The 19,001-nt window shown below is 63.0% G+C and carries 16 protein-coding genes; 11 read left to right on the top strand and 5 right to left on the bottom strand.

Annotated elements, in window-relative coordinates; all coding sequences use genetic code 11:
- Positions 1-975: 975 nt before the first annotated feature.
- Positions 976-1,689: a hypothetical protein gene (locus tag GA615_RS03400; RefSeq protein ID WP_152049859.1), complete on the bottom strand. Its 714-nt coding sequence runs from the start codon at positions 1,687-1,689 to the stop codon at positions 976-978.
- Between the two features lie 284 nt (positions 1,690-1,973).
- On the opposite strand from GA615_RS03400, the gene GA615_RS03395 reads away from it, so the two are divergent.
- From GA615_RS03395 to GA615_RS03375, 5 genes are all read left to right on the top strand, one after another.
- Complete coding sequence (locus tag GA615_RS03395; RefSeq protein ID WP_152049858.1) at positions 1,974-2,957, top strand: SDR family NAD(P)-dependent oxidoreductase; 984 nt, start codon at positions 1,974-1,976, stop codon at positions 2,955-2,957.
- Positions 2,958-3,056: 99 nt separating this feature from the next.
- On the top strand, positions 3,057-4,055 hold the full coding sequence (locus tag GA615_RS03390; protein ID WP_152049857.1) for a DHH family phosphoesterase: 999 nt from the start codon (positions 3,057-3,059) through the stop codon (positions 4,053-4,055).
- A gap of 274 nt (positions 4,056-4,329) precedes the next feature.
- Entirely contained in the window at positions 4,330-4,863 is a 534-nt protein-coding gene (locus tag GA615_RS03385; RefSeq protein WP_152049856.1) for a QcrA and Rieske domain-containing protein, read from the top strand.
- On the top strand, positions 4,856-6,961 hold the full coding sequence (locus GA615_RS03380) for a cytochrome b N-terminal domain-containing protein (RefSeq protein ID WP_161602146.1): 2,106 nt from the start codon (positions 4,856-4,858) through the stop codon (positions 6,959-6,961). The genes GA615_RS03385 and GA615_RS03380 overlap by 8 nt, the downstream gene beginning before the upstream one ends.
- A 541-nt stretch (positions 6,962-7,502) precedes the next feature.
- Positions 7,503-8,273, top strand: coding sequence for a gamma-glutamyl-gamma-aminobutyrate hydrolase family protein (locus GA615_RS03375; RefSeq protein WP_152049854.1), 771 nt, complete (start codon positions 7,503-7,505; stop codon positions 8,271-8,273).
- Between the two features lie 187 nt (positions 8,274-8,460).
- Here GA615_RS03375 and GA615_RS03370 read toward each other — a convergent pair whose 3' ends face one another.
- Positions 8,461-8,667, bottom strand: coding sequence for a hypothetical protein (locus tag GA615_RS03370; RefSeq protein ID WP_152049853.1), 207 nt, complete (start codon positions 8,665-8,667; stop codon positions 8,461-8,463).
- A gap of 212 nt (positions 8,668-8,879) precedes the next feature.
- Positions 8,880-10,223, bottom strand: a complete 1,344-nt coding sequence (gene thiC, locus GA615_RS03365) for a phosphomethylpyrimidine synthase ThiC (RefSeq protein WP_315851640.1) — start codon at positions 10,221-10,223, stop codon at positions 8,880-8,882.
- Positions 10,224-10,672: 449 nt separating this feature from the next.
- Here thiC and GA615_RS03360 point away from each other — a divergent pair, with 449 nt between their 5' ends.
- Positions 10,673-11,530 carry a DUF1571 domain-containing protein gene (locus tag GA615_RS03360; protein ID WP_161602145.1) on the top strand — a complete coding sequence of 286 codons (858 nt, stop codon included), beginning with the start codon at positions 10,673-10,675 and terminating at the stop codon, positions 11,528-11,530.
- A gap of 37 nt (positions 11,531-11,567) precedes the next feature.
- Here GA615_RS03360 and GA615_RS03355 read toward each other — a convergent pair whose 3' ends face one another.
- Positions 11,568-11,981, bottom strand: a complete 414-nt coding sequence (locus GA615_RS03355) for a DUF1499 domain-containing protein (RefSeq protein WP_201750097.1) — start codon at positions 11,979-11,981, stop codon at positions 11,568-11,570.
- Positions 11,982-12,136: 155 nt separating this feature from the next.
- Here GA615_RS03355 and GA615_RS03350 point away from each other — a divergent pair, with 155 nt between their 5' ends.
- From GA615_RS03350 to csrA, 3 genes are all read left to right on the top strand, one after another.
- The gene (locus tag GA615_RS03350) at positions 12,137-13,471 is read left to right on the top strand and encodes a DUF6807 domain-containing protein (RefSeq protein WP_152049849.1); all 1,335 of its coding nucleotides are present in this window, start codon (positions 12,137-12,139) and stop codon (positions 13,469-13,471) included.
- Between the two features lie 378 nt (positions 13,472-13,849).
- Positions 13,850-14,320 (top strand): flagellar assembly protein FliW, encoded by a 471-nt coding sequence (gene fliW / locus GA615_RS03345; protein WP_152049848.1) that lies wholly within the window; start codon positions 13,850-13,852, stop codon positions 14,318-14,320.
- Between the two features lie 158 nt (positions 14,321-14,478).
- Complete coding sequence (gene csrA, locus GA615_RS03340; protein WP_152049847.1) at positions 14,479-14,748, top strand: carbon storage regulator CsrA; 270 nt, start codon at positions 14,479-14,481, stop codon at positions 14,746-14,748.
- 158 nt (positions 14,749-14,906) lie between these two features.
- Here csrA and GA615_RS03335 read toward each other — a convergent pair whose 3' ends face one another.
- Positions 14,907-15,434: an FHA domain-containing protein gene (locus GA615_RS03335; RefSeq protein ID WP_152049846.1), complete on the bottom strand. Its 528-nt coding sequence runs from the start codon at positions 15,432-15,434 to the stop codon at positions 14,907-14,909.
- Positions 15,435-15,744: 310 nt separating this feature from the next.
- Between GA615_RS03335 and GA615_RS03330 the strand changes: the two genes are divergently transcribed.
- Complete coding sequence (locus GA615_RS03330) at positions 15,745-17,532, top strand: hypothetical protein (RefSeq protein ID WP_152049845.1); 1,788 nt, start codon at positions 15,745-15,747, stop codon at positions 17,530-17,532.
- A 109-nt stretch (positions 17,533-17,641) separates the two neighbouring features.
- Positions 17,642-18,988 carry a DUF1800 domain-containing protein gene (locus GA615_RS03325; RefSeq protein WP_152049844.1) on the top strand — a complete coding sequence of 449 codons (1,347 nt, stop codon included), beginning with the start codon at positions 17,642-17,644 and terminating at the stop codon, positions 18,986-18,988.
- Positions 18,989-19,001: the final 13 nt, after the last annotated feature.

The following is a 19,001-nucleotide window of genomic DNA, read 5'->3' as shown; positions in this document are numbered from 1 at the left end:
TCTCCGGTGCTTGAGATGCCGGTGTGTTCGGGACCGGTAGGGGCGCGATGGGACCATCCTGAAGAATTCGGGATCACCGAGATTCGAGCCACGCCGGGACCTTGGAAACCCGAGCGGCCTTCTCGGCAGAATCGAGCGAAGGGCGACCCCGGCCCGACTCGCACCGCCGTCGCGCCACGCTCCGTCGGGGGTCGCCGCTCGTCTGTTGACCATTATGCCACACGGGTCAGAACCTCGCGCGTTGCTTCAGCTCACCAATCCGGTTTCCGGGTCAATCGTGTCGGTTTGACAGGTGTCGCCGATCGACCTAGATCTCCCTCAGAGGACAAAACACCAAGGAATCATCTCCGAAGTCGGATGATGCAAGCCGGTCGTGGTCCAGGAGAAAAAATTCCTTGCCCACGGTCGACGCGACTGGATTCGGCGGTGTCCGTCCGAACGTAGGGGAGGCTCGCGGCCAATGGCCGACAATCGATCGACGTTGGGAGGAGGGTCCGAATTCGATTTCGAGAACTTTCCTCCCAATAGCTGCTTTCACGAACGTCGTGAGGTCCCGGAACAAGCCCGTCCCGCTCGGAAGGAGCGAAGGAGGAGAATTGATCCGACAACCTTCGAGAAACAATATACTCCCGAAGAGTTGGAATTCATGAACGCGATGCAGCAATTCAAGGTGCGAAGCGGCAAAACCTTCCCCTCGTTCGGCGAGGTCCTCGACGTGGCACGTTCACTGGGGTACGAGAAGTCCAGATCAGTCCCGGGGGAGTCCGGCACGGTCGATTCTCCGGATCGTTCCTGATCTCCAGCGCACGAGGAGGCTCATACTCATCGTGTCATTCCCAATTCCTTCGTGAACCACGAGAAACGGCCCGAGCGACAAGGAGTCGCTCGGGCCGTTTCCTCTAGGTTCGGGGCGATCCGATTCCGGCGGGCTCAACAGCGTGCCGGATCCGTCGCGATCGCGGATGAAGCCCCCATTCAGGAGGCCGGCACCGCCGCGGGACTGGCGGGTTGAATCAACGAGAACCAGGCCTGAAGGGCCTGACCCGTCAACTGAACCGCCTTGACCAATCGCGGCTCGCCAGTCGCTGTGGATTCGATCGTCTCCGGTTCCTCACCATCCCCAACGACCAGGGTCGTTGAGGCGATCAGGTCAGAGGCGTTTTCCTCCTCATCGACTGAAGACGCAAACGCCGAACCGGCCACACCGGAAATCGACGCGGTCATCAGATCGTCCCCGAATTCCAAGGCACTGTCACTCGCCTCGGCGACGAGTGTTGCCGGATCCTCCGGCTCGGACAGCCCGTCGGCCCAGCGGTTCAGGGCATCGGCAAACTCAGGACCGTAGGCGGCATCGTCAACACCCGCGACGAGTTGCGACGACGTCTCCGGTTCCCCTCGTTCCTCGATTGGCCCATCGGCCGCGAAGGCCGCGACAACATCCTCGATCACCGTGGCGAAGGCCGCATCAGCGTCCGGGACAACAGCTTCGGGCTCAACGACAGCAGCCGGGCTGGTCGAGGACGAATCCTCAAGCCCGGCCAGCGTGATCCCGTGCCTTGCCTCGAACTCCGCGGCTCTCGCGTGCCACCAAGCTCGTCCCGATTGGGCCCAGGCCTCCACGTCGATGCCTTGCGGCAAATCGAACCCAAGAGCAGCCACAGCACCCACCAGGAGGAAGCGGAAGGCCATTCAGGAATCTCCCTGTCACGGTTTAGGCCGTCGATCGTGACGATACCCTCGATTGTACCGCTCCACCCGAGAGCGGAGCGTCTCGGTATCGCATCAACTTCATCGGTCAGCATCGGCTTGGGGCTTCAGTGAATTATTGCCGATTGGGCCGAGATTCGGATTCGCGTTGGCCGTTTCGGCAATCCGCCGTAGGATGTTGCGAACTTCAGGCTCAGGACAATTCCGTCGAATTCGCTTCCGAGAGGATGCGCCCCGGTCGGCTCGGGGCAGGGGAGTGCCTAGGGATGGGAAGGACGGTCCTCGTCACCGGTGCCGGCGGATTCATCGGCAGTCATCTCGTCGAGCGGCTGGTCAGAGACGGACACACCGTGCGTGCCTTCGTCCGATACAATGGCCGGGACGATCGCGGGCATCTCGACGCATTACCTGATGAAATCAAGAGTTCCGTTGAGGTTCGCCGAGGCGATCTCAAGGACCCCGAGGCCATCCGCCGCGCCGTTCAGGGGCAATCCTGGGTCTTTCACCTCGGAGCGTCGATCGCCATCCCGTACTCGTACGAGAACCCGCTCGACGTGGTGCAAACGAATGTCACGGGCACGGCCCATGTCCTCGATGCCTGTCGGGCCAGCGAAGCACTCGACCGAGTGGTGTTGACCTCCACCTCCGAGGTCTACGGCACGGCCCAGCGAGTCCCGATCGATGAGACGCATCCCTTGCAGCCGCAATCCCCTTACGCGGCGAGCAAGGTCGGAGCCGATGCCCTGGGACTCAGCTATCACCGATCCTTTGAGCTGCCGGTGGCGATTCTCCGTCCATTCAACACGTTCGGACCCCGGCAATCGGCCCGAGCGATCATCCCGACGATTATCAGCCAGGCGCTCACCCGGCCGTCGATTCGGCTTGGAAGCCTGGAGCCGAGACGGGATCTCACGTATGTCAAGGATACCGCCGCCGGTTTTGTCTCGATCGCCTCGTGCGATCGGGCGATCGGACAGGTGGTGAACATCGGCCGGGGAGACGACGTTTCGATCGGCGAGCTGGTCGATCGCATCGGCCAGCGGCTTGGCACGCCGCTCCAGGTGGAGACCGACCCGCAACGCATCCGGCCGCCGGCCAGCGAGGTTCTCCGACTCCTCGCCGGAACCGCTCTGGCAACGGAACTCTGGGGATGGACGCCCCAGTACTCGCTCGATGAGGGTCTCGACGAGACCATCGCCTGGGTTCGAGAGAACCTCCACCGCTTCCGGGTGAATGAGTACACCACCTGATGCCGTCTCGGTGGTTCGGATGAAACGGCCGTCATTGCGAGAGCGAGGCGAGTCGTCTTACAATGCCGATTTGATCGTGGCCTGCCCCGGAGCATCGTGATGGAACTGGACTGGTCTTCCCTGGCAACGTTGATTGACACCCACCAGCGGTTCCTTCTCACCACGCATGTTCGGCCCGACGGCGACGCACTCGGCTCTGAGGTGGGGCTGGCCGGACTTCTGGAGCAGCGAGGCAAGGATGTTCGGGTGGTCAACGCCAGTCCGCTTCCCCCTCGCTACGAGTTTTTGGCTCCTCGCCCCAGGTTCTTTGAGCGTTTTGCAGAGATTCGACCGGAATCGCTGGCCGACCGCGAGGTCCTCATCATCCTTGACCTCTCCAGTTGGTCGCAGCTCGGTGAGATGGCCGAGTTCGTCCGAGGATTCAAGGGAACGAAGGTGGTGATCGACCACCATCTCAGCGAGGACGATCTCGGGGCCCTGGTCTTCAAGGATGTCTCGGCCGAATCGACCGGAACGTTGGTTCTCCGAGCCATTCGGGCCCTTGGCGCGTCCCCTTCGCCGACAATGGCGAACGGATTATTGACCGCCATCGCGATGGACACCGGCTGGTTTCGGCATTCCAATGTCACCCCCGAAACCATGAGAGACGCCGCCGAACTGGCAGAGGCCGGCGCTCCCATCCATGAGCTTTATCGAGCGCTCTTCGAACGCAACACGGCCGCCCGCATGCGGCTGGTTGGCCGGGTCCTTTCGGGGCTGACCCTGGCCCTCGATGGTCGGGTCGCGCATGCGAGTGTCACCAAGGACGACCTGGCCAAGACCGGGGCAATTCCCTCGGACACCGAGGATCTGATCGACCAGCTCGCGGCCATCAACGGCGTGGAGGTGGCCATGCTCCTCATTGAACAGCTCCGAGGAGGAGTGAAGGTTAGCCTGCGATCCCGAAGCGCCATCGACGTGGCTGAACTCGCGGGACGGTTCGGAGGCGGGGGACACCGGGCCGCCGCAGGGGTCCTGATGCCCGATCCTCTCTCGGATTCCCGAGAGCGGGTCCTCCGGGCGCTTCGACCGATGATGGGTCTTGAGGTTCGCTCCTGAGCCTCCTTGCCCGATCGTGCGCTGAATCAAAGGTTGCAGTAACCCCTGGCGGCGCCCCATCTGCCACCGTTACGATAGCGTTTACTTGAAGTCTTCGCGTGGGGAGGCGTTCGATAACCCGCCGCGCCTCGAACCCCCCGCCCGGCCGCGATCCTTACATCAGATCGTGGCCACCCGCCCCGCTCCGGCGTCGACGCCGGCTCGACTGGTCCGACCGCCCCACGCGATCCCCCCGCCTTGTCCCTCCCCGCTCGACCGGAGAGACCGCGAACCGATGAATCGTCGTCAATGGTTCCAGTTTGGGGCCGCCGCGATCGGCGCCCTGATCGGCCTGGTCCTGGCCGTGCCGGGCGTGGCCTACCTGCTTTCGCCCCTCCTGAAACGCCGAACGGATGACTCCGACTTCCGCACCCTGGCCAGGCTGGGTGATCTGGTCGAAGGGCAGCCGCGCTCGTTCTCGATTATCGAGGAACAACGCGACGCCTGGGTCAGCTATCCTGCCACGCCGGTCGGGACCGTATGGCTGGTTCGCCAGCCCGAGGGAGCTTCCGAACCGGTTCTTGCCCTGTCGGCCGAGTGTCCGCACCTGGCCTGCAAGATCAAGGTTTCGGGCGATGGCAAAGGCTTCCTCTGCCCTTGCCATGCCAGCTTCTTCGAACTTGACGGTTCGAGGGTGAACCGGATCTCTCCCCGAGGGATGGACACCCTGGAGGTCGAGCCGATCGACCCCAACGACCCCAATGCCGAGATCCGGGTCAAGTTCCACCGCTTCCGGACCGGGACCGAGGAGAAGATTCCCCTTGCGTAACCGAAGCCAGTTCTCAGAGTGGATCGATGCCCGGACCGGACTCGTCTCGCGCGTCTCCGGCCTTTCCGAGGAGCCGGTCCGAGGCGGTGCCGGGCTGCGACACGTCTTCGGCTCGGCACTGGCCGGAGCGTTCCTGATTCAGCTCATCACCGGCCTATTGCTCATGACCTCGTATGTGCCGTCCTCCTCCCACGCCTGGGGGAGCGTCTGGTTCATCGAGCGCGAGATGATGCTGGGCTGGGTCATTCGGGGCTTGCACCACTTCGGCTCCTCGGCCGTGGTCATATTGCTGGCCCTGCACCTGGTGCAAACGATCGTGCGGGCGTCCTACCGAGCCCCCCGAGAGTTCAACTGGTGGCTTGGCCTGATCATGATGTTCGCCGTCCTTGGCCTGGCCCTGACCGGCTACCTCTTGCCGTGGGACCAGAAGGGCTACTGGGCCACCCGAGTCGCCACGAATATCGCCGGCACGACTCCCGTGATCGGCCCGCTTGCGCAGCAGGTCCTCGTCGGCGGGATCGAGTACGGCAATCAGACGCTCACCCGACTGTATGGTTTGCACGTCGGCGTCCTGCCGCTGGTCATTGTCCTCGCCTTGCTTGGACACTGGGCCCTGGCTCGTCGTCATGGGTTGAACGGCAAGGATCGACCCGAGCGGACCGACACCTACTGGCCCTCCCAGGCGTTTTACAACCTGGCGGCCATCGGCCTCGTCCTCGCGATCTTGCTTGGCGTGGTGATCTATGAGGGTGGCGCAGGGCTTGAAGCCCCGGCCGATCCGACCGGGACCGATTACCCCGCTCGTCCTGAGTGGTACTTCCTCGCGCTCTACCAACTTCTCAATGAGTTCGAGAGCGATACCGAGATCATCGGCACGATGGTCATTCCGGGCGCGATCGTCACGATCCTGTTTCTGTTGCCGATCCTCGACCGACTCTTTCCGAAACGATTGATCCATTTCGGGGCCTGTGCCCTGATTTTCGGGGTGCTGGGCGGTGCTGGTTACTTGATGACCAAGGCCCTGGTGGCTGACTGGAACGACGCGGCCTTCATCCTTGCCCGCCAGGAGGCCGACGAGCAGCGCGATCGGGCCGACCAACTCGCCTCGGCCCACGGTCTTCCTCCGGAAGGAGCAGGCTACCTCATGGCCCGCGATCCCTTATCTCGGGGCATGAACCTTCTGGAAGCGAACTGCCTGAGCTGCCATGCCTACGGTGGCAAGGTTCGGGTCCAGATGCAGGTCGCGCAGCCCTCGGCGGAGGATCTCGCCGCGGCCGATCCGTCTCGCTTCGCCGACCTCGGCGAACCGCTCTCCGATTCCGTCCTCCGGGCGCTGGCGTTCGCCTTACCCGAGGACTTCGACGCCGAAGAAATCACGCGAGACGCGAGCGATGTCACCCAGACCACGGTCGTTCTCAAGGGTCGGAATGCTGGTGGTGAACGGGTCGAGGCCGAACTGGTCGAGGGCCGTTCCCATGTGATCGTCCAGACCGAGGCTATCCAGTCGGCCTCCGACCTGGAAGGCTTCGGCACGCGCGACTGGATTCGGGGCTTGCTGGAAGACCCGTCGTCTCCCAAATACTTCGGCCTCGTCCCGCAATGCTCGGGCATGACCGAATGGAAGGCCGAGTCTCAGCTCACCCCCGAGCAACTCGACGCGGTGGCCGACTTCTTCGTCGAGTACGTCATTCCGTACCGTGAAGGCATTTCGGCGGCAGCCTGGGAGCTTCAGTTCGAGGACCCCGAGAACCAGCACCCCGGCTACGAGCACTACATGAACGAGTGCGCGAACTGCCACTTCTGGGGGCTCGGCGGGGCGGACGGCACCGGTGTCGATGCCCCGAACCTGTACGGATGGGGCTCGGACACCTGGACCCGCCGCATGATTGAGGAACCCGGCGCCCGTGATCTTTATGGCTACCTGGCCGATCACGAGCAGATGCCCGGATTCGAGGGGCAGCTGACCCAGGAAGACCTGGACGTTGTCATCCGATTGCTGAAGGGAGACTTCCTCCCCCTTCGGGCCTCGGAGAACGCCTCTGCCGCGGAACCGGAAGCCGCTGCGATCGCCGTGGACGCCCCGGAACAGACCGACTGATCTCGCGATTGTTCGGTTGATCACGACCCGCTGGACCCGGTGGCCCGCTCGCTTGCGAACGAGGCCGCCGGGTCCTTCTCGTTTTGATCGGACGCAAAGAAACCCTCCGTGCGAGCGCGCTCTCCGATTCAACTCGGGGTGCGCGGTGCGGCCCGATCGGGACAAGGTCCGGGGTCGATGACCTCACCGGGAAGGGTAGACCGCGCACCTCGCTTCCCGAATTGGGGTCAGGTGCGCAATCTTCCTCAAGTGCAAGAAAAAGCGTTGGTATCGCTCGGATCGGAGCGATAGACTCCCCCTCGCTCGATCGGGCCGGTCGAGACTGATGGAACAACCCGGGACCGGCTCGTTTCCCCCGTTGCGGCTTTCTCGCGTATCTCGAACGTCGGCACGGTTTGCCCTGAGAACCTGCTCCCAACCTTGAGTCCAGGACGCAAGCTCTCGTCGCAAGCCATCGTGACAACCGTTTGGCCCACGGCCGCTCGATCGTCACGACCAGCAGGGTGCCGGCAACACCACTCCGTCATCAAGGAAGGATGCCATGACGAAGGAGAAGGATCGGCCGCTGATTGGGATCAACATGGACCTTCAAGGCACTGGCCGAGGCCAGCTGCCGCACTCCATCGTCCAGACCGGCTACTACGACGCCATTCTGACCGCGGGTGGAATCCCGGTCTTGATTCCCCCGATGTTCCGAGAGCCCGAGGTCGCTCCGATCCTCGATCGGCTCGATGGTCTGGTCCTCACCGGTGGTGACGACATGGACCCCCGCAAGCAAAATGTGGCCCCGCACCAGTCGGTCAAGGTCATGTCCGAACGTCGGGAGGCCTCCGACCGCCTGCTCTGCCGCCTCGCCGCCAAGCGACACCTGCCGACTCTGGCCATCGGCCTCGGCATGCAAGAAATGAACGTCGAGCACGGCGGCGGCCTGTACGTCCACGTCCCCGAAGACTTGCCTCGCGCCATTCCGCACCGCGATCCTCACGGCGGCGCCCATCGGCACATCGTGGTCATGGAACCGGGAACCCTGCTCGAAGAAATTTACGGCGAGGGGGAAATCCGGGTCAACAGCTACCATCACCAGGGAATTCGCAAGCTCGCCGCCATGTTCCGGCCCGCGGCCCACGCGCCGGATGGCTTGATCGAAGCCTACGAATATCACGACATGGACGAGTGGTGGTGCGTCGGCGTGCAGTGGCACCCTGAGAATGAAGGCCACATTTCGCTCGACACGCAACTCCTCGAAGCGTTCATTCAGGCGTCTGACCGTGGCTTCCGCCGGGTCCTCCCGACGAAGGTCAAAGCGGCCTGAGCCTGGTTCAACATCCTTGCCCGATCGGGGCCGCACCATCTCCCGCGGCCAGTTCGGGTGCCCTGTACTGAGGGGTTCGGCTCGGGTCGGATGCGCAAGGAGGCGCGTCTCGACCCGAGGCCGGCCCGCCTATTGAAGTCCTTCTGACCTCCGTCAGCACGGCCGATGGTCGGGCATCGACCGCCGTTCACTTCGCTCGGCCTGAATCACCTCGATTGACGATCATCAAGCCGATGCCCGAGAGGATCAGACCGGCTCCGCCGAGCATTCCATAGGCTGGGATCGGGAGTTGGACGTTCATCCACGAACTGACCATCCCCAGACTGAATGCCACCAGGCCCAGCGCAATAAACGCCAGGCCGGTCGCCGAAAGGACCTTGCGATGGTCCGACACAAGAAGACTCCGTCAAGGGTGTTCTCAACTCGGTTCAAGCACGCCGCGCGGCCATTGGCAACCGTTCGCACTCGACCTTGCGTGCCTAACCGCGCCTGAAGCCTGTTGGGGGGCTTGAGTGAGTCCGCGAATCGTGCCTTCGCGGACCCAAACTTACACGAGGAAGGCTCCTTCTCTCTCGGTTCGAGAGGTCAGGAGACCGAGCCGTCCGCTCAGGATGCGGCTGCTGCCGGTTCAGCCGTCAGTTCGATCAGGCCGGCGGCCTGTTGAGCGTGCCGGCGGATGTCTTCGCTAATCCGCATCGAGCAGAACTTCGGCCCGCACATCGAGCAGAAGGCCGCCGACTTGAACGCTTCTTGAGGAAGGGTTTCGTCGTGCATCCTTCGGGCGGTCTCGGGGTCGAGCGAAAGCTCGAACTGCCGGTTCCAATCGAACGAATAGCGGGCCCGGCTCAAGGCGTCGTCCCGGTCGCGGGCTCCCTTGCGATGGCGAGCCACATCGGCGGCGTGGGCGGCGATCTTGTAGGCGATGACCCCCTGGCGGACATCCTCCACTTCGGGCAAGCCGAGGTGTTCCTTGGGCGTGACGTAGCAGAGCATGCTCGCCCCGTACCAGCCGGCCATTGCGGCCCCAATCGCCGAGGTGATGTGGTCGTATCCCGGGGCGATGTCAGTCACGAGCGGGCCGAGCACGTAAAAAGGCGCCTCATCACACTCGTAGGCCTGTTTTTCCATGTTCATGGCGATCTGGTCCATCGGCACGTGGCCGGGACCTTCCACCATGACCTGACAACCTCGTTCCTTGGCCCTTCGGGTCAGCTCGCCAAGGGTTTTCAGCTCGGCAAACTGGGCTGGGTCGCTGGCGTCGGCCAGGCATCCGGGCCGAAGGCTGTCGCCCAGGCTCCAGGTGACATCATATTCCCGCATGATGTCGCAGAGATCGTCGAACCGGGAATAAAAGGGATTTTCCTTGTTGTGGGCCATCATCCACTGGGCCATCAAGGAGCCGCCCCGAGAGACGATCCCCGTGATCCGGTGCGCCGTCATCGCAACGTAATCGCGGAGGATGCCGGCGTGGATCGTCATGTAATCCACGCCTTGCTTGGCCTGATGCTCGATCACGTCGAGCAAACCTTGCTCGGTGATGTCTTCAGGCTTCTTGACTTGCTGAATCGCCTGGTAGATCGGCACGGTGCCGATCGGAACCGGGCTGGCGGCGATGATCGCCCGGCGGATCTCGTCGATCTTGCCGCCGGTCGAGAGGTCCATCACCGTGTCGGCCCCCAATGCGACGGACGTCCGAAGCTTTTCCAGCTCGTTGTCCACGTCGGAGGTCACGGCCGAGTTGCCGATGTTTGCGTTGATCTTGCACGCGGCCTTGATGCCGATGCCCATCGGCTGCAGGCCGAGTTTCAGGTGCTCCCGATTGGCCGGGATGACCATCCGCCCGCGAGCGACTTCCTCGCGCACGACCTCGGGTTCGAGCCCCTCTCGCCGGGCAACGAACTCCATTTCAGGACTGATGATTCCTCGACGCGCCTGTTCGATCTGAGTCATGATGCAAACATCCGGCAGCGGAACGTGTCTCGGGTCAGGACGAAGGCAAAGACGGGAGGTAAGGGGGGAGACCGTCATGGGGTTGATGATGACTCAACTCATCGTAGCCGTCTCAGGGGTGGCGGGTCAATTCAGCCGATTGGGACTCACGAATCCGGCGTGCGCTACCCCGCACGATCCGGCTGATCCGAACAATTCTCCACAAGAGTCCAGAGACTTGCAGGTCCCCTTCACCGTATGATAAAGCCGTGGACGACCAAGAGATGATCAGGACGTCATGGCCGAGTGGTTCTGACCCCCTCTCAGGATGCCGAGGTATCGGCACCGGCTTCGAGGAGCTTCGCATGGTCGCGAATCGGGCCTCCGCCTGTCTCACAACTCGCCGATGGTGGGTCGCGGTTCCGAGTCTTATGGTGCCGATGGGCCTCGTGGCAGGAGTCTGTTGGTGGTTGACTCCTTCGCTTGAGTCGCTTGAGCCAGACGTCGCTCGACGGGCGGTTCTCAAGCAATCCCCCGAGCCCTCCCTGGTGGGCCTCAACGCCGAGCCCGAGGCCTCAGACCAGCCCGATCTCCTGCCCGACTGGCCCGAGCAACGGATCGAAGGTCAGGAAGCCAAGCAGTATTTGCTCGACTTCATGGAGCACGCCGTTCGCAAGCTCGATCAGGTGGATGGGTATTCGGCCAGCTTGAAGCGCCAGGAACGGATCAAGGGTGAGCTGGGGCCCGAGCAGTCGCTTCAAATCAAGGTGAAGCACGACCCTTTTGCCGTCTATCTTCGCTTCGAAGCTCCCAAGCCCGGCAAGGAAGCGCTCTACCATGAGGGGCGTTTTGACAATCACCTGCTCGCCCACAATGGTGACTGGACCCGGCGGTTCTTTCCTCGCCTCAAGGTTGATCCGCACGGGCCGATCGCCCTGGCGGAAAATCGGCATCCGATCACCGAGGCCGGTCTGGAACACCTCGCTCGCAAGCTGCTGCACTACCGCCAACTCGACCTGAACGACCCGTTGGCGGAAACCATTCTCGACCGAGAAATCGACGAGAACGGTAAACTCTGGTACTCCTCAACGCACTCGCATGCGTCCTATGCCGACGATCGCCCGTTCGCCTACGTCGAGATCCGCTACTGCCCCGAGTTGCTCATCCCCCTCCACATTGTGAGCTACGACTGGCCGCAGCCGGGATGTGACGACGGCGAACTGCAACTGGCCGAGCGCTATCATTACGAGAACGTCGACTTCGATGTCACCTTCTCGTCGCTTGACTTCGATCCGACCAATCCCGATTACGGATTTCAGCGCTACTGACCAACCAGGACGGGAGGGGGAACGAGCGACCTCGATCTCACGACGAGGTATTGATCTCTGCCCCCTCGGCCAATCGAGCTCGGCGGTGCTGATCTTCTTTCTGAAGTCCTCGGACGAGGGCTCTGAGATTTCTCGCGTTCTGCCCCAGGTCTCCCTTGCCGATCCGGGACTGGCTTTTGGCCATCAGCAGCGATCCCCGGGAATCCGGCTCGAACACCAGATGCACATCGTCCACGAAGCGCAACAGGCGAGTCGTGTGGGTGGCGTGGATCATCGCGCGATCCTCGTAAACCGCCTCGACCTTCCAGCGCGGCCATCCGGCAATGATGCGCTGAGCCCAGGTCACCGCGTGGACCGGAGGCAACGACAGGGCGAGCGGTCTGAGATCATCATCTGAGGCATCTGGCCGAAGTTCGGCCTGGTTCTTCGTCAAGCCTTCGAGGAGGGCCATCGTAATCCTTTCGTGGTTCAGTCCCATTCACGAGCAACAAGCAAGGCTCTCCCGCCGTCGCTTCCGTCATCGTATCCTCATCGAGTGCGGCCCGTCAGGCAACCGACCGGGCGGAACCATTCCTTCTCAGATCGACCGCGGCGACGAGGACAGCCATGGAACAATTCGGACGACTGCGATCGGATTTCGGCGGGCTTGTGACCGCCCTTGCGCTTGGTCTTGGTTCCTGGAATCTGGTCCGAGCAGACGCTCCGACGTCGCGTCTCGAATTGACGGTCGATGCGGGCCGGTTCGATCGCGTACAGACTCCGGTGCAAATCTCGATCCAGAAAGACGAAATTCCTCAGGATTGGGCCGATTGGCTTGACCCGATCGCCACCAAAGGAGGGCAGGTCACGTTCAAGGACCTCGACAATCCCGGCCAGACCGTGGTTGCGCAGGTCGATCGGCCGGAAGCTCAGATCGACCATGTGCGACTGCTCTGGATTCTCCCCGCCCGTACTTCGGCCGGTGCCCGTCGGACGTTCCGTCTTGAACCAGGGACTCCGCCAACCGATCCCCCGGTTGTCTGGAGGTTCGAGACGACCTCGGAAGGACACCTGGAGCTGTTCCGAAGCGACGATCCCGTCTTCCGCTACAACATGGCGCCGGTGAGGCATCCCGATCACCCCAATCCAAACCAGCCGCGATCGGCTTACATTCATCCCGCCTTCGCCCCCTCGGGAGCACTTGTCACGGGAGACTACTCGGCCGAGTCGCACCCCCATCACCGAGGCTTCTTTCTCGCCTACACGAAGACCTCGGTCGGCGATCTCCAGCCAGACTTCTGGAATATCCAGAACGGCTCGGGCAAGATCCATTTCGATCGGCTCGGCCCCGTCACCACCGGCCCCGTCTCCGCCCGGTTCTCGACCTTCCATCGCTGGGAAGCCAGCCGCCCCGACAACGATCCCGTCGTCGTGCTTCGGGAGCGCTGGGATGTGGAGGTCTTCGACATTCCAGGTACTCCCTACCGCCTGTTCGACCTGACCAGCACCCAGCAGGCGACCGAGACCCCTTTGGTCCTGCCTCCGTACCGATACGGGGGGATGGCCTATCGCGGCCCCGATTCATTCTTGCCCCAAGGGGTCCTCGACGTGTTGACCAGCGAGGGCCTCGACCGGGTGGCAGGAGATCAGCAGCCGGCCCGCTGGGTCGACCTGACCGGCCCTGTCACCGAGGGCTCCGACCGATACGCCGGGGCTGCCATGTTCGACCACCCGACGAACCTGCACCACCCGACCCCCGCCCGGATTCATCCGACCCGGATTCCCTTCTTCTGCTTCGTGCCCAGCCACGATGAGTCAGTCACCATTGGAACGGAATCGCCGGTCGTCTTCCGATACCGTGTCCTGATTCACGATGGGCATCCCAACGAAGCGCTCAATGAACGGGGCTGGCGCGATTTTGCCGAGTCCCCAACCGTCTCTCTCACGATCCGATCCTCCTGATCCTCTCGACCGGACCCAGGTTTCTCCCGATCCGGTGGCGAACTGCGCCATGACCCGGGGGGCTCGACCGACCGTTACGACCGGGCCGATCGTCGCGGCCTTCTCAGGTGGTCGATGGTCGGCAAAAACCCCGATTCGGCGGTGGGCCGCCCGAGCCTTCAGGGTCGATAACACCGGCGGTCAGTCCCGTCATCCGACTTCGGCAGGAGCCGAGCGAGGTGCGGGCCCGTCTCCGCGGCAAGGCGTCGTGGCCGTCCGCGATCACCGACCGGACCGATCACTCTTGGGGATCGGACCTCGGACCGGCTCGATCGGGGGCGTGCCAGGATCGGATCGGGCCGGATCGCCGGGCCGTCCGACCAGGGAGGGAAACAGGAAGTGAACATCGTCACGACACGCTTCGGACCCATTCAGGTACGGGAACTGGACATCGTTCAGATTCCCGAGGGCCTGGTCGGATTCCGAGGCACCACGCAGTTTGTGCTCTGGCCCGATTCGGAGGTGGATGGGCTGGTCTGGCTCCAGTCCACCGCCGACCCGGACCTGGCCTTTGCGATGGTGATGCCGCAGGTGGCCGTCGCGGATTACCGGGTCGAGCTTCGTCCCGGCGATCGGACAGCCTTGGAGCTGGATGAAGCGGGCGAACCGCTCGTCTACGTCATCCTGAACCACGGTGAACAGGGGCTGACCGTCAACCTCCAGGGGCCCCTGGTATTCAACCTGGCTCGCCGGCTCGGCCGGCAACTGGTGTTGACCTCAAGTCGCTACGCCGTCCGGTTCCCGCTGGGGGAGCCGGAAGATTCGCCGACCCTGCTGCCCGGACCCACGGCACTTCGCGCCACTGCGTGACGCGGAGGTATCCGCCGGGCAACTGGCAAAGGGGGCATGCTCTGAAGGTGTGCCCACGGCGGGTCCGCCCGGCGGCCCCGTTGAAGTCTGCCGACAATACGGACGACGTGGCCAGGGATGGGCACGTCCGTCGCTGGCAGGAGGAAGGAGCCTAGTCCATGCTGGTCCTGTCCCGACACCGCGACGAAAGCATCATCATCGGCGATGACATCGTCATCACCGTGGTGGATATACGGGGCGATAAGGTCCGGTTGGGGATCGCGGCCCCGATCGAGATCTCCGTACACCGTCAGGAGGTGTACGAGGCCATCCAGCGCGAGAATCGGCAAGCCAGCCGCCTGGATCCCCAGGAGGCCCGCCGGATCGACCGCCTGAACGGTCCACCGCTGCGGCGAGAGTCGCGACGGCCACGACCCGAAGGGCCTTGATCCCGCCGAAACTCACGCCAGTCGGCCGCTCTCCTCGTCGTTAACCCCTCTCAGAGATGCAGCAGCGCGGGCGAGCCCCGGTTTGTACCGAGGGCTCGCCTGACCCGAAGTCGCCCGTGAGATTCCTTGATGCTCGGCACCTCCGCCGGCATCTCGGTTCATTCGAGTTCGATGAAGAACTGATTGCCGCCCGACGGCGTGGGGAGCTTTTCCCACTGTCCGTCGTCGTCTCCCATAAGCGGATGGTCATTCTGACCGTCCTCGTCGTCCACCGGAAGTTCCGGGGCATCGGGATTCGGCAGATCGGAAACCGCCTGTGCGATCGGCGGCGTGGGCGGAGCAAATCCGGTCATGATCGGTTCCGGCGCTCGGAACTGAAGCTCCGACGGGCTTGGAGCATCATCCGGCCCCAGGTAAATCCGGAACTTGTAACTTCCCAGACTTACCTTGTCTCCCGGAAGCAGCGCGGCCCATCGAACACGCTGGCCCTTAACCTTCGTGCCGTTGGTCGAGGCCAGATCGCGCAAGATCAGCAGCCCCGAGGTTCTCACCAGCACGCAATGCCGCTTCGAGATCGACGGGTGGTCGATCCAGAGATCGCATCCGTTCCGGCGGCCAACGACCGTGATGTCTCGTGTGACCGGGATCGGAGGATCGCCGTTCTCCGGGATCAATTCGGCTTTCATCGCATCCTGGGGTTCGCGGAACACAACGTTCTGGAACGCGAGGAGGTCTGCTGCCCTCCTCAAAGGACCGACACCCGATTGTGGGTCTGCTCAACGAGAAGGAACGCAAGAATTCTAACCTGATCTCAACAATCGAGCAAGGTTTATGGGTGCGTTTGCGAAACGTCCCTCATGAGAGGCTCCGGGACGCTTCCGATTGGTGTTCTTGAAACTTCCGAAGCGCCGGCCCGGTATCGATCGCCGAACATCTCGCGTTGCCCGATCCCGGCCTGGGGTCGGAGGTCAGGCTCGCACCGGGGAACGAAGCACCATGACTTCCATCATCAAACACCTCGTCGTTGGAGTGGTGGCGTCGGCCTCACTCGTCTTGGCCAATGGCGCTCCTGGGTTCGCCCGAGACGATCACGACACATCCGGCGCCGCGTTTCTTCCTCCAAACCCGCTCGTCTACCTGGAGGTTCCTCAGCCTGAGCGGCTTTTTGACCGGATTACCTCCGACCGGGTGCAAGCCTTCCTCGGCACGATTCCCGGCTATGCCGATGCGCTCGACAATCCGCAATTGAATGAGCTGCGTCAGGTTGCCACCTTCGTCGCTGGACAGCTCGGCACCACCTGGGAGGAAGGGTTACGAACTCTCATCGGTGGCGGAGTGGTTCTGGGGATCGAGGAGGCCGACCCGCCTCGGCTGGTCCTCGTCGTCACGCCGTCAGACGCCGCGTTTCTCGAAAAGGCCCATTCGACGCTCGTCTCGCTTGCCCGCGAAGACGCCAAGGGAAAAGGGGCTCCCGATCCGATCGCCGAGTTCGATCACCGAGGAATGACCGGCTACAGTCTCTCGAATGAAGAAGCCCACGCCATCGTTGATGGCCGCTTGATCCTTTCCAATAGCCGATCCGGATTGCAGGCGATCCTCGACCGCCACCTCGATGACCAGGATCGACTGACCGATTCCCCCGCCTTCGCCGATTCGAGGCCCGAGCCTGACCCCTTGGCCTGGGCCTTTGCTCGAGTCGATCGCCTCCGGGAGCTCGACCCCGATCGCTTCTCCGGCGATGAGCCCGACGCCGGTGCCATGCTCCTATTCGGCGCCTGGATCGACCTGATTCGCCAGACCCCGTTCGCCTCGGCAACCCTCGACTGGACCGACGATCTCCTGGCCCTGAATCTGACCCTCGACACCCCCGAGGACGGCCGATCGGAGGCAATGGCCCGCTTCCTCCCCCCTCAGGGCGCTGGTGCCCCGGCTCCGCTGAAGGTCGATGGACTTCTCGCCACCATTAACCTCTGGCGCGATCAGTCGGCGCTCTGGGAGGTTCGAGAGGAGTTGCTGCCCCCGGAAGCCCTTCAAAACCTCGCCCAGCTCGATTCCTTCGCCGGGACCTTTTTCGGCGGCCGAGAGTTTGGCGACTCGGTCCTCGAACCGCTTGGCCACCATTGGCAGCTCGTCGCGGCGGTCCAGGACTACGAGGCGATGGACCCCTTACCCGAATTGAAGCTTCCGGCCTTCGCCCTGGTCGTTGAGCTCGACCCCGATCGACCGGAATTCGCCCAGCGGTTGCGGGTCGCGTTTCAGTCGTTCCTGGGGCTTGTTAACCTCGGCGCCTCGGAAACCGGAGCCCCGCCGTTAATGCTCGGATCGGAGACCTACAAGAATCAGTCCATCTCCCTGGCGACCTTCATGCCTCCTCCCCCCGCCGCCGACGACGACCAGGCGGAACCGGCCGAAGTCCACTACCGGCACAACTTCAGCCCGTCCATCGCCGAGCTGAACGGCCGCTTCATTCTCAGTTCGAGCGTCGGATTGACCCGATCCCTGATCGACGCAATTCAGGCCGAACCCGATCCCGAGACGATCGACGCCACCCTCCTCATGACGGCCGACGGTCCCGCCCTGGCCGATCTGGTTCAGGTGAACCGGGAACGCCTGATCCTTCAGAATATGCTCGAACGCGGCAATGATCGCTCCACCGCCGAGCGCGATGTGACCGTTCTGGCCGCCCTGCTTCGATACCTCGGCCAGGGGGAAATGCGTCTCGTGGACACCCCCGAGCATTCCTCACTGTCCCTGCAATTCCAGCTCGGTGAGCTTGACGACTGATCGACGGTCGAAGGCGGGCTCGCGGTTGTCGATCAGCATCAGACAGCAACCGCGAGGCTCGCACCGGTTCTATCCAAGCGTTCGGTTCTGAGAGTTTGGTGGAGTCATCATGCGTCTGCGAACCTTGCAGGACGATCCCCGTCATGCCTGGACACCATTCCAGGCGTCAGACACCGATCCCTGGGACCTCGATCGGGTCGCTCATCTGCACCGGCGGGCCGGATTTTCCCCTTCCTGGGAGGTCCTTCAGCGCGATCTTGAGGAGGGGCCCGAGGCCAGCATCGACCGCTTGCTTCACGGTGAGCCGGAAGCCCTCGACGGCTCGCCCGCCGCATCGTTTGACAACCTCATGGACGCGCTGGCCAGAGGGCCGGGAGCCGCGGCTGGGCCGACCGGTTTGCAAGCTTCCTGGCTCTACCGAATGATTCACACGCCCTTTCCCCTTCGGGAACGGATGACTTTGTTCTGGCATGATCATTTTGCCACCTCCGTTGAAAAGGTGAACGAACCGTCCTTGATGCGTCAGCAAAACGAATTGCTTCGGCGGCACGCACTCGGTTCATTTGCGGACTTGCTCCGCTCGATGGCGAAAGATCCGGCCATGCTGCTCTGGCTCGACGCCACCGCCAGTAAGAAAGAGCATCCGAACGAGAACTACGCTCGGGAGGTCATGGAACTGTTCACGCTCGGACGGGGTCACTACAGCGAGCGAGATGTGCAGGAGGCCGCCCGAGCCTTCACCGGCACCTTCGTCGTTCAAGGGCGATACCGCCACGATTCCCGCGAATTCGACGCCGGTGAAAAATCCATTCTAGGTCAGACCGGGTCGTTCGATGGCGATGCGGTGGCCTCAATTCTCCTGGACCAACCGGCCTGTGCCCGGTTCCTCTGCCGGAAACTGTTCGCGCTCTTGCTCAGCGAGGTTGACGAGCCGTCCGACGCCTTGATCGACCCCTTGGCGGACGCCTATCGCAACTCCGGCTACGACACGATGGTCCCCGTGTCCATGATCCTCCATTCCCGCCTGTTCTTCGATCCCTCGATGCGACGCAAGCGGGTCAAGAGTCCGGTCGAGTTCGCCGTCGGCACCATCCGCGCTCTGGAAATTGTCTCGCCGACGGTTTCCACCAACGAACTTGCCGAAGCTTGCTCGCGAATGGGACAGCGATTGTTTGCCCCTCCCAGCGTCGCCGGCTGGGATGGCGGTCCGGCCTGGATCAATACCACGACCACGCTCGCTCGATCGAACACCATCCTTGCTCTGATGAACGACCGGCGGCGGTTCGATCCTGAAGCTCTTCCTGCCCGCCACGGTCAGGCCGATGACCCTGCGGCCTTTTACACCAAGCTGCTCGTCCAGGAGACGTTGTCTTCCGAGGTTCGCAACCGCATCAAGGGATCGGCCCGCGAGGTGGCGACCCTCGTGCTCACTTCCCCCGAATATCAGCTCGCCTGATCGAAACAGAACG

Origin of the sequence: Tautonia marina (genome assembly GCF_009177065.1) — a bacterium.
Taxonomy (GTDB): Bacteria; Planctomycetota; Planctomycetia; order Isosphaerales; family Isosphaeraceae; genus Tautonia; species Tautonia marina.
This window is presented reverse-complemented; position numbering and strand designations above follow the sequence as displayed.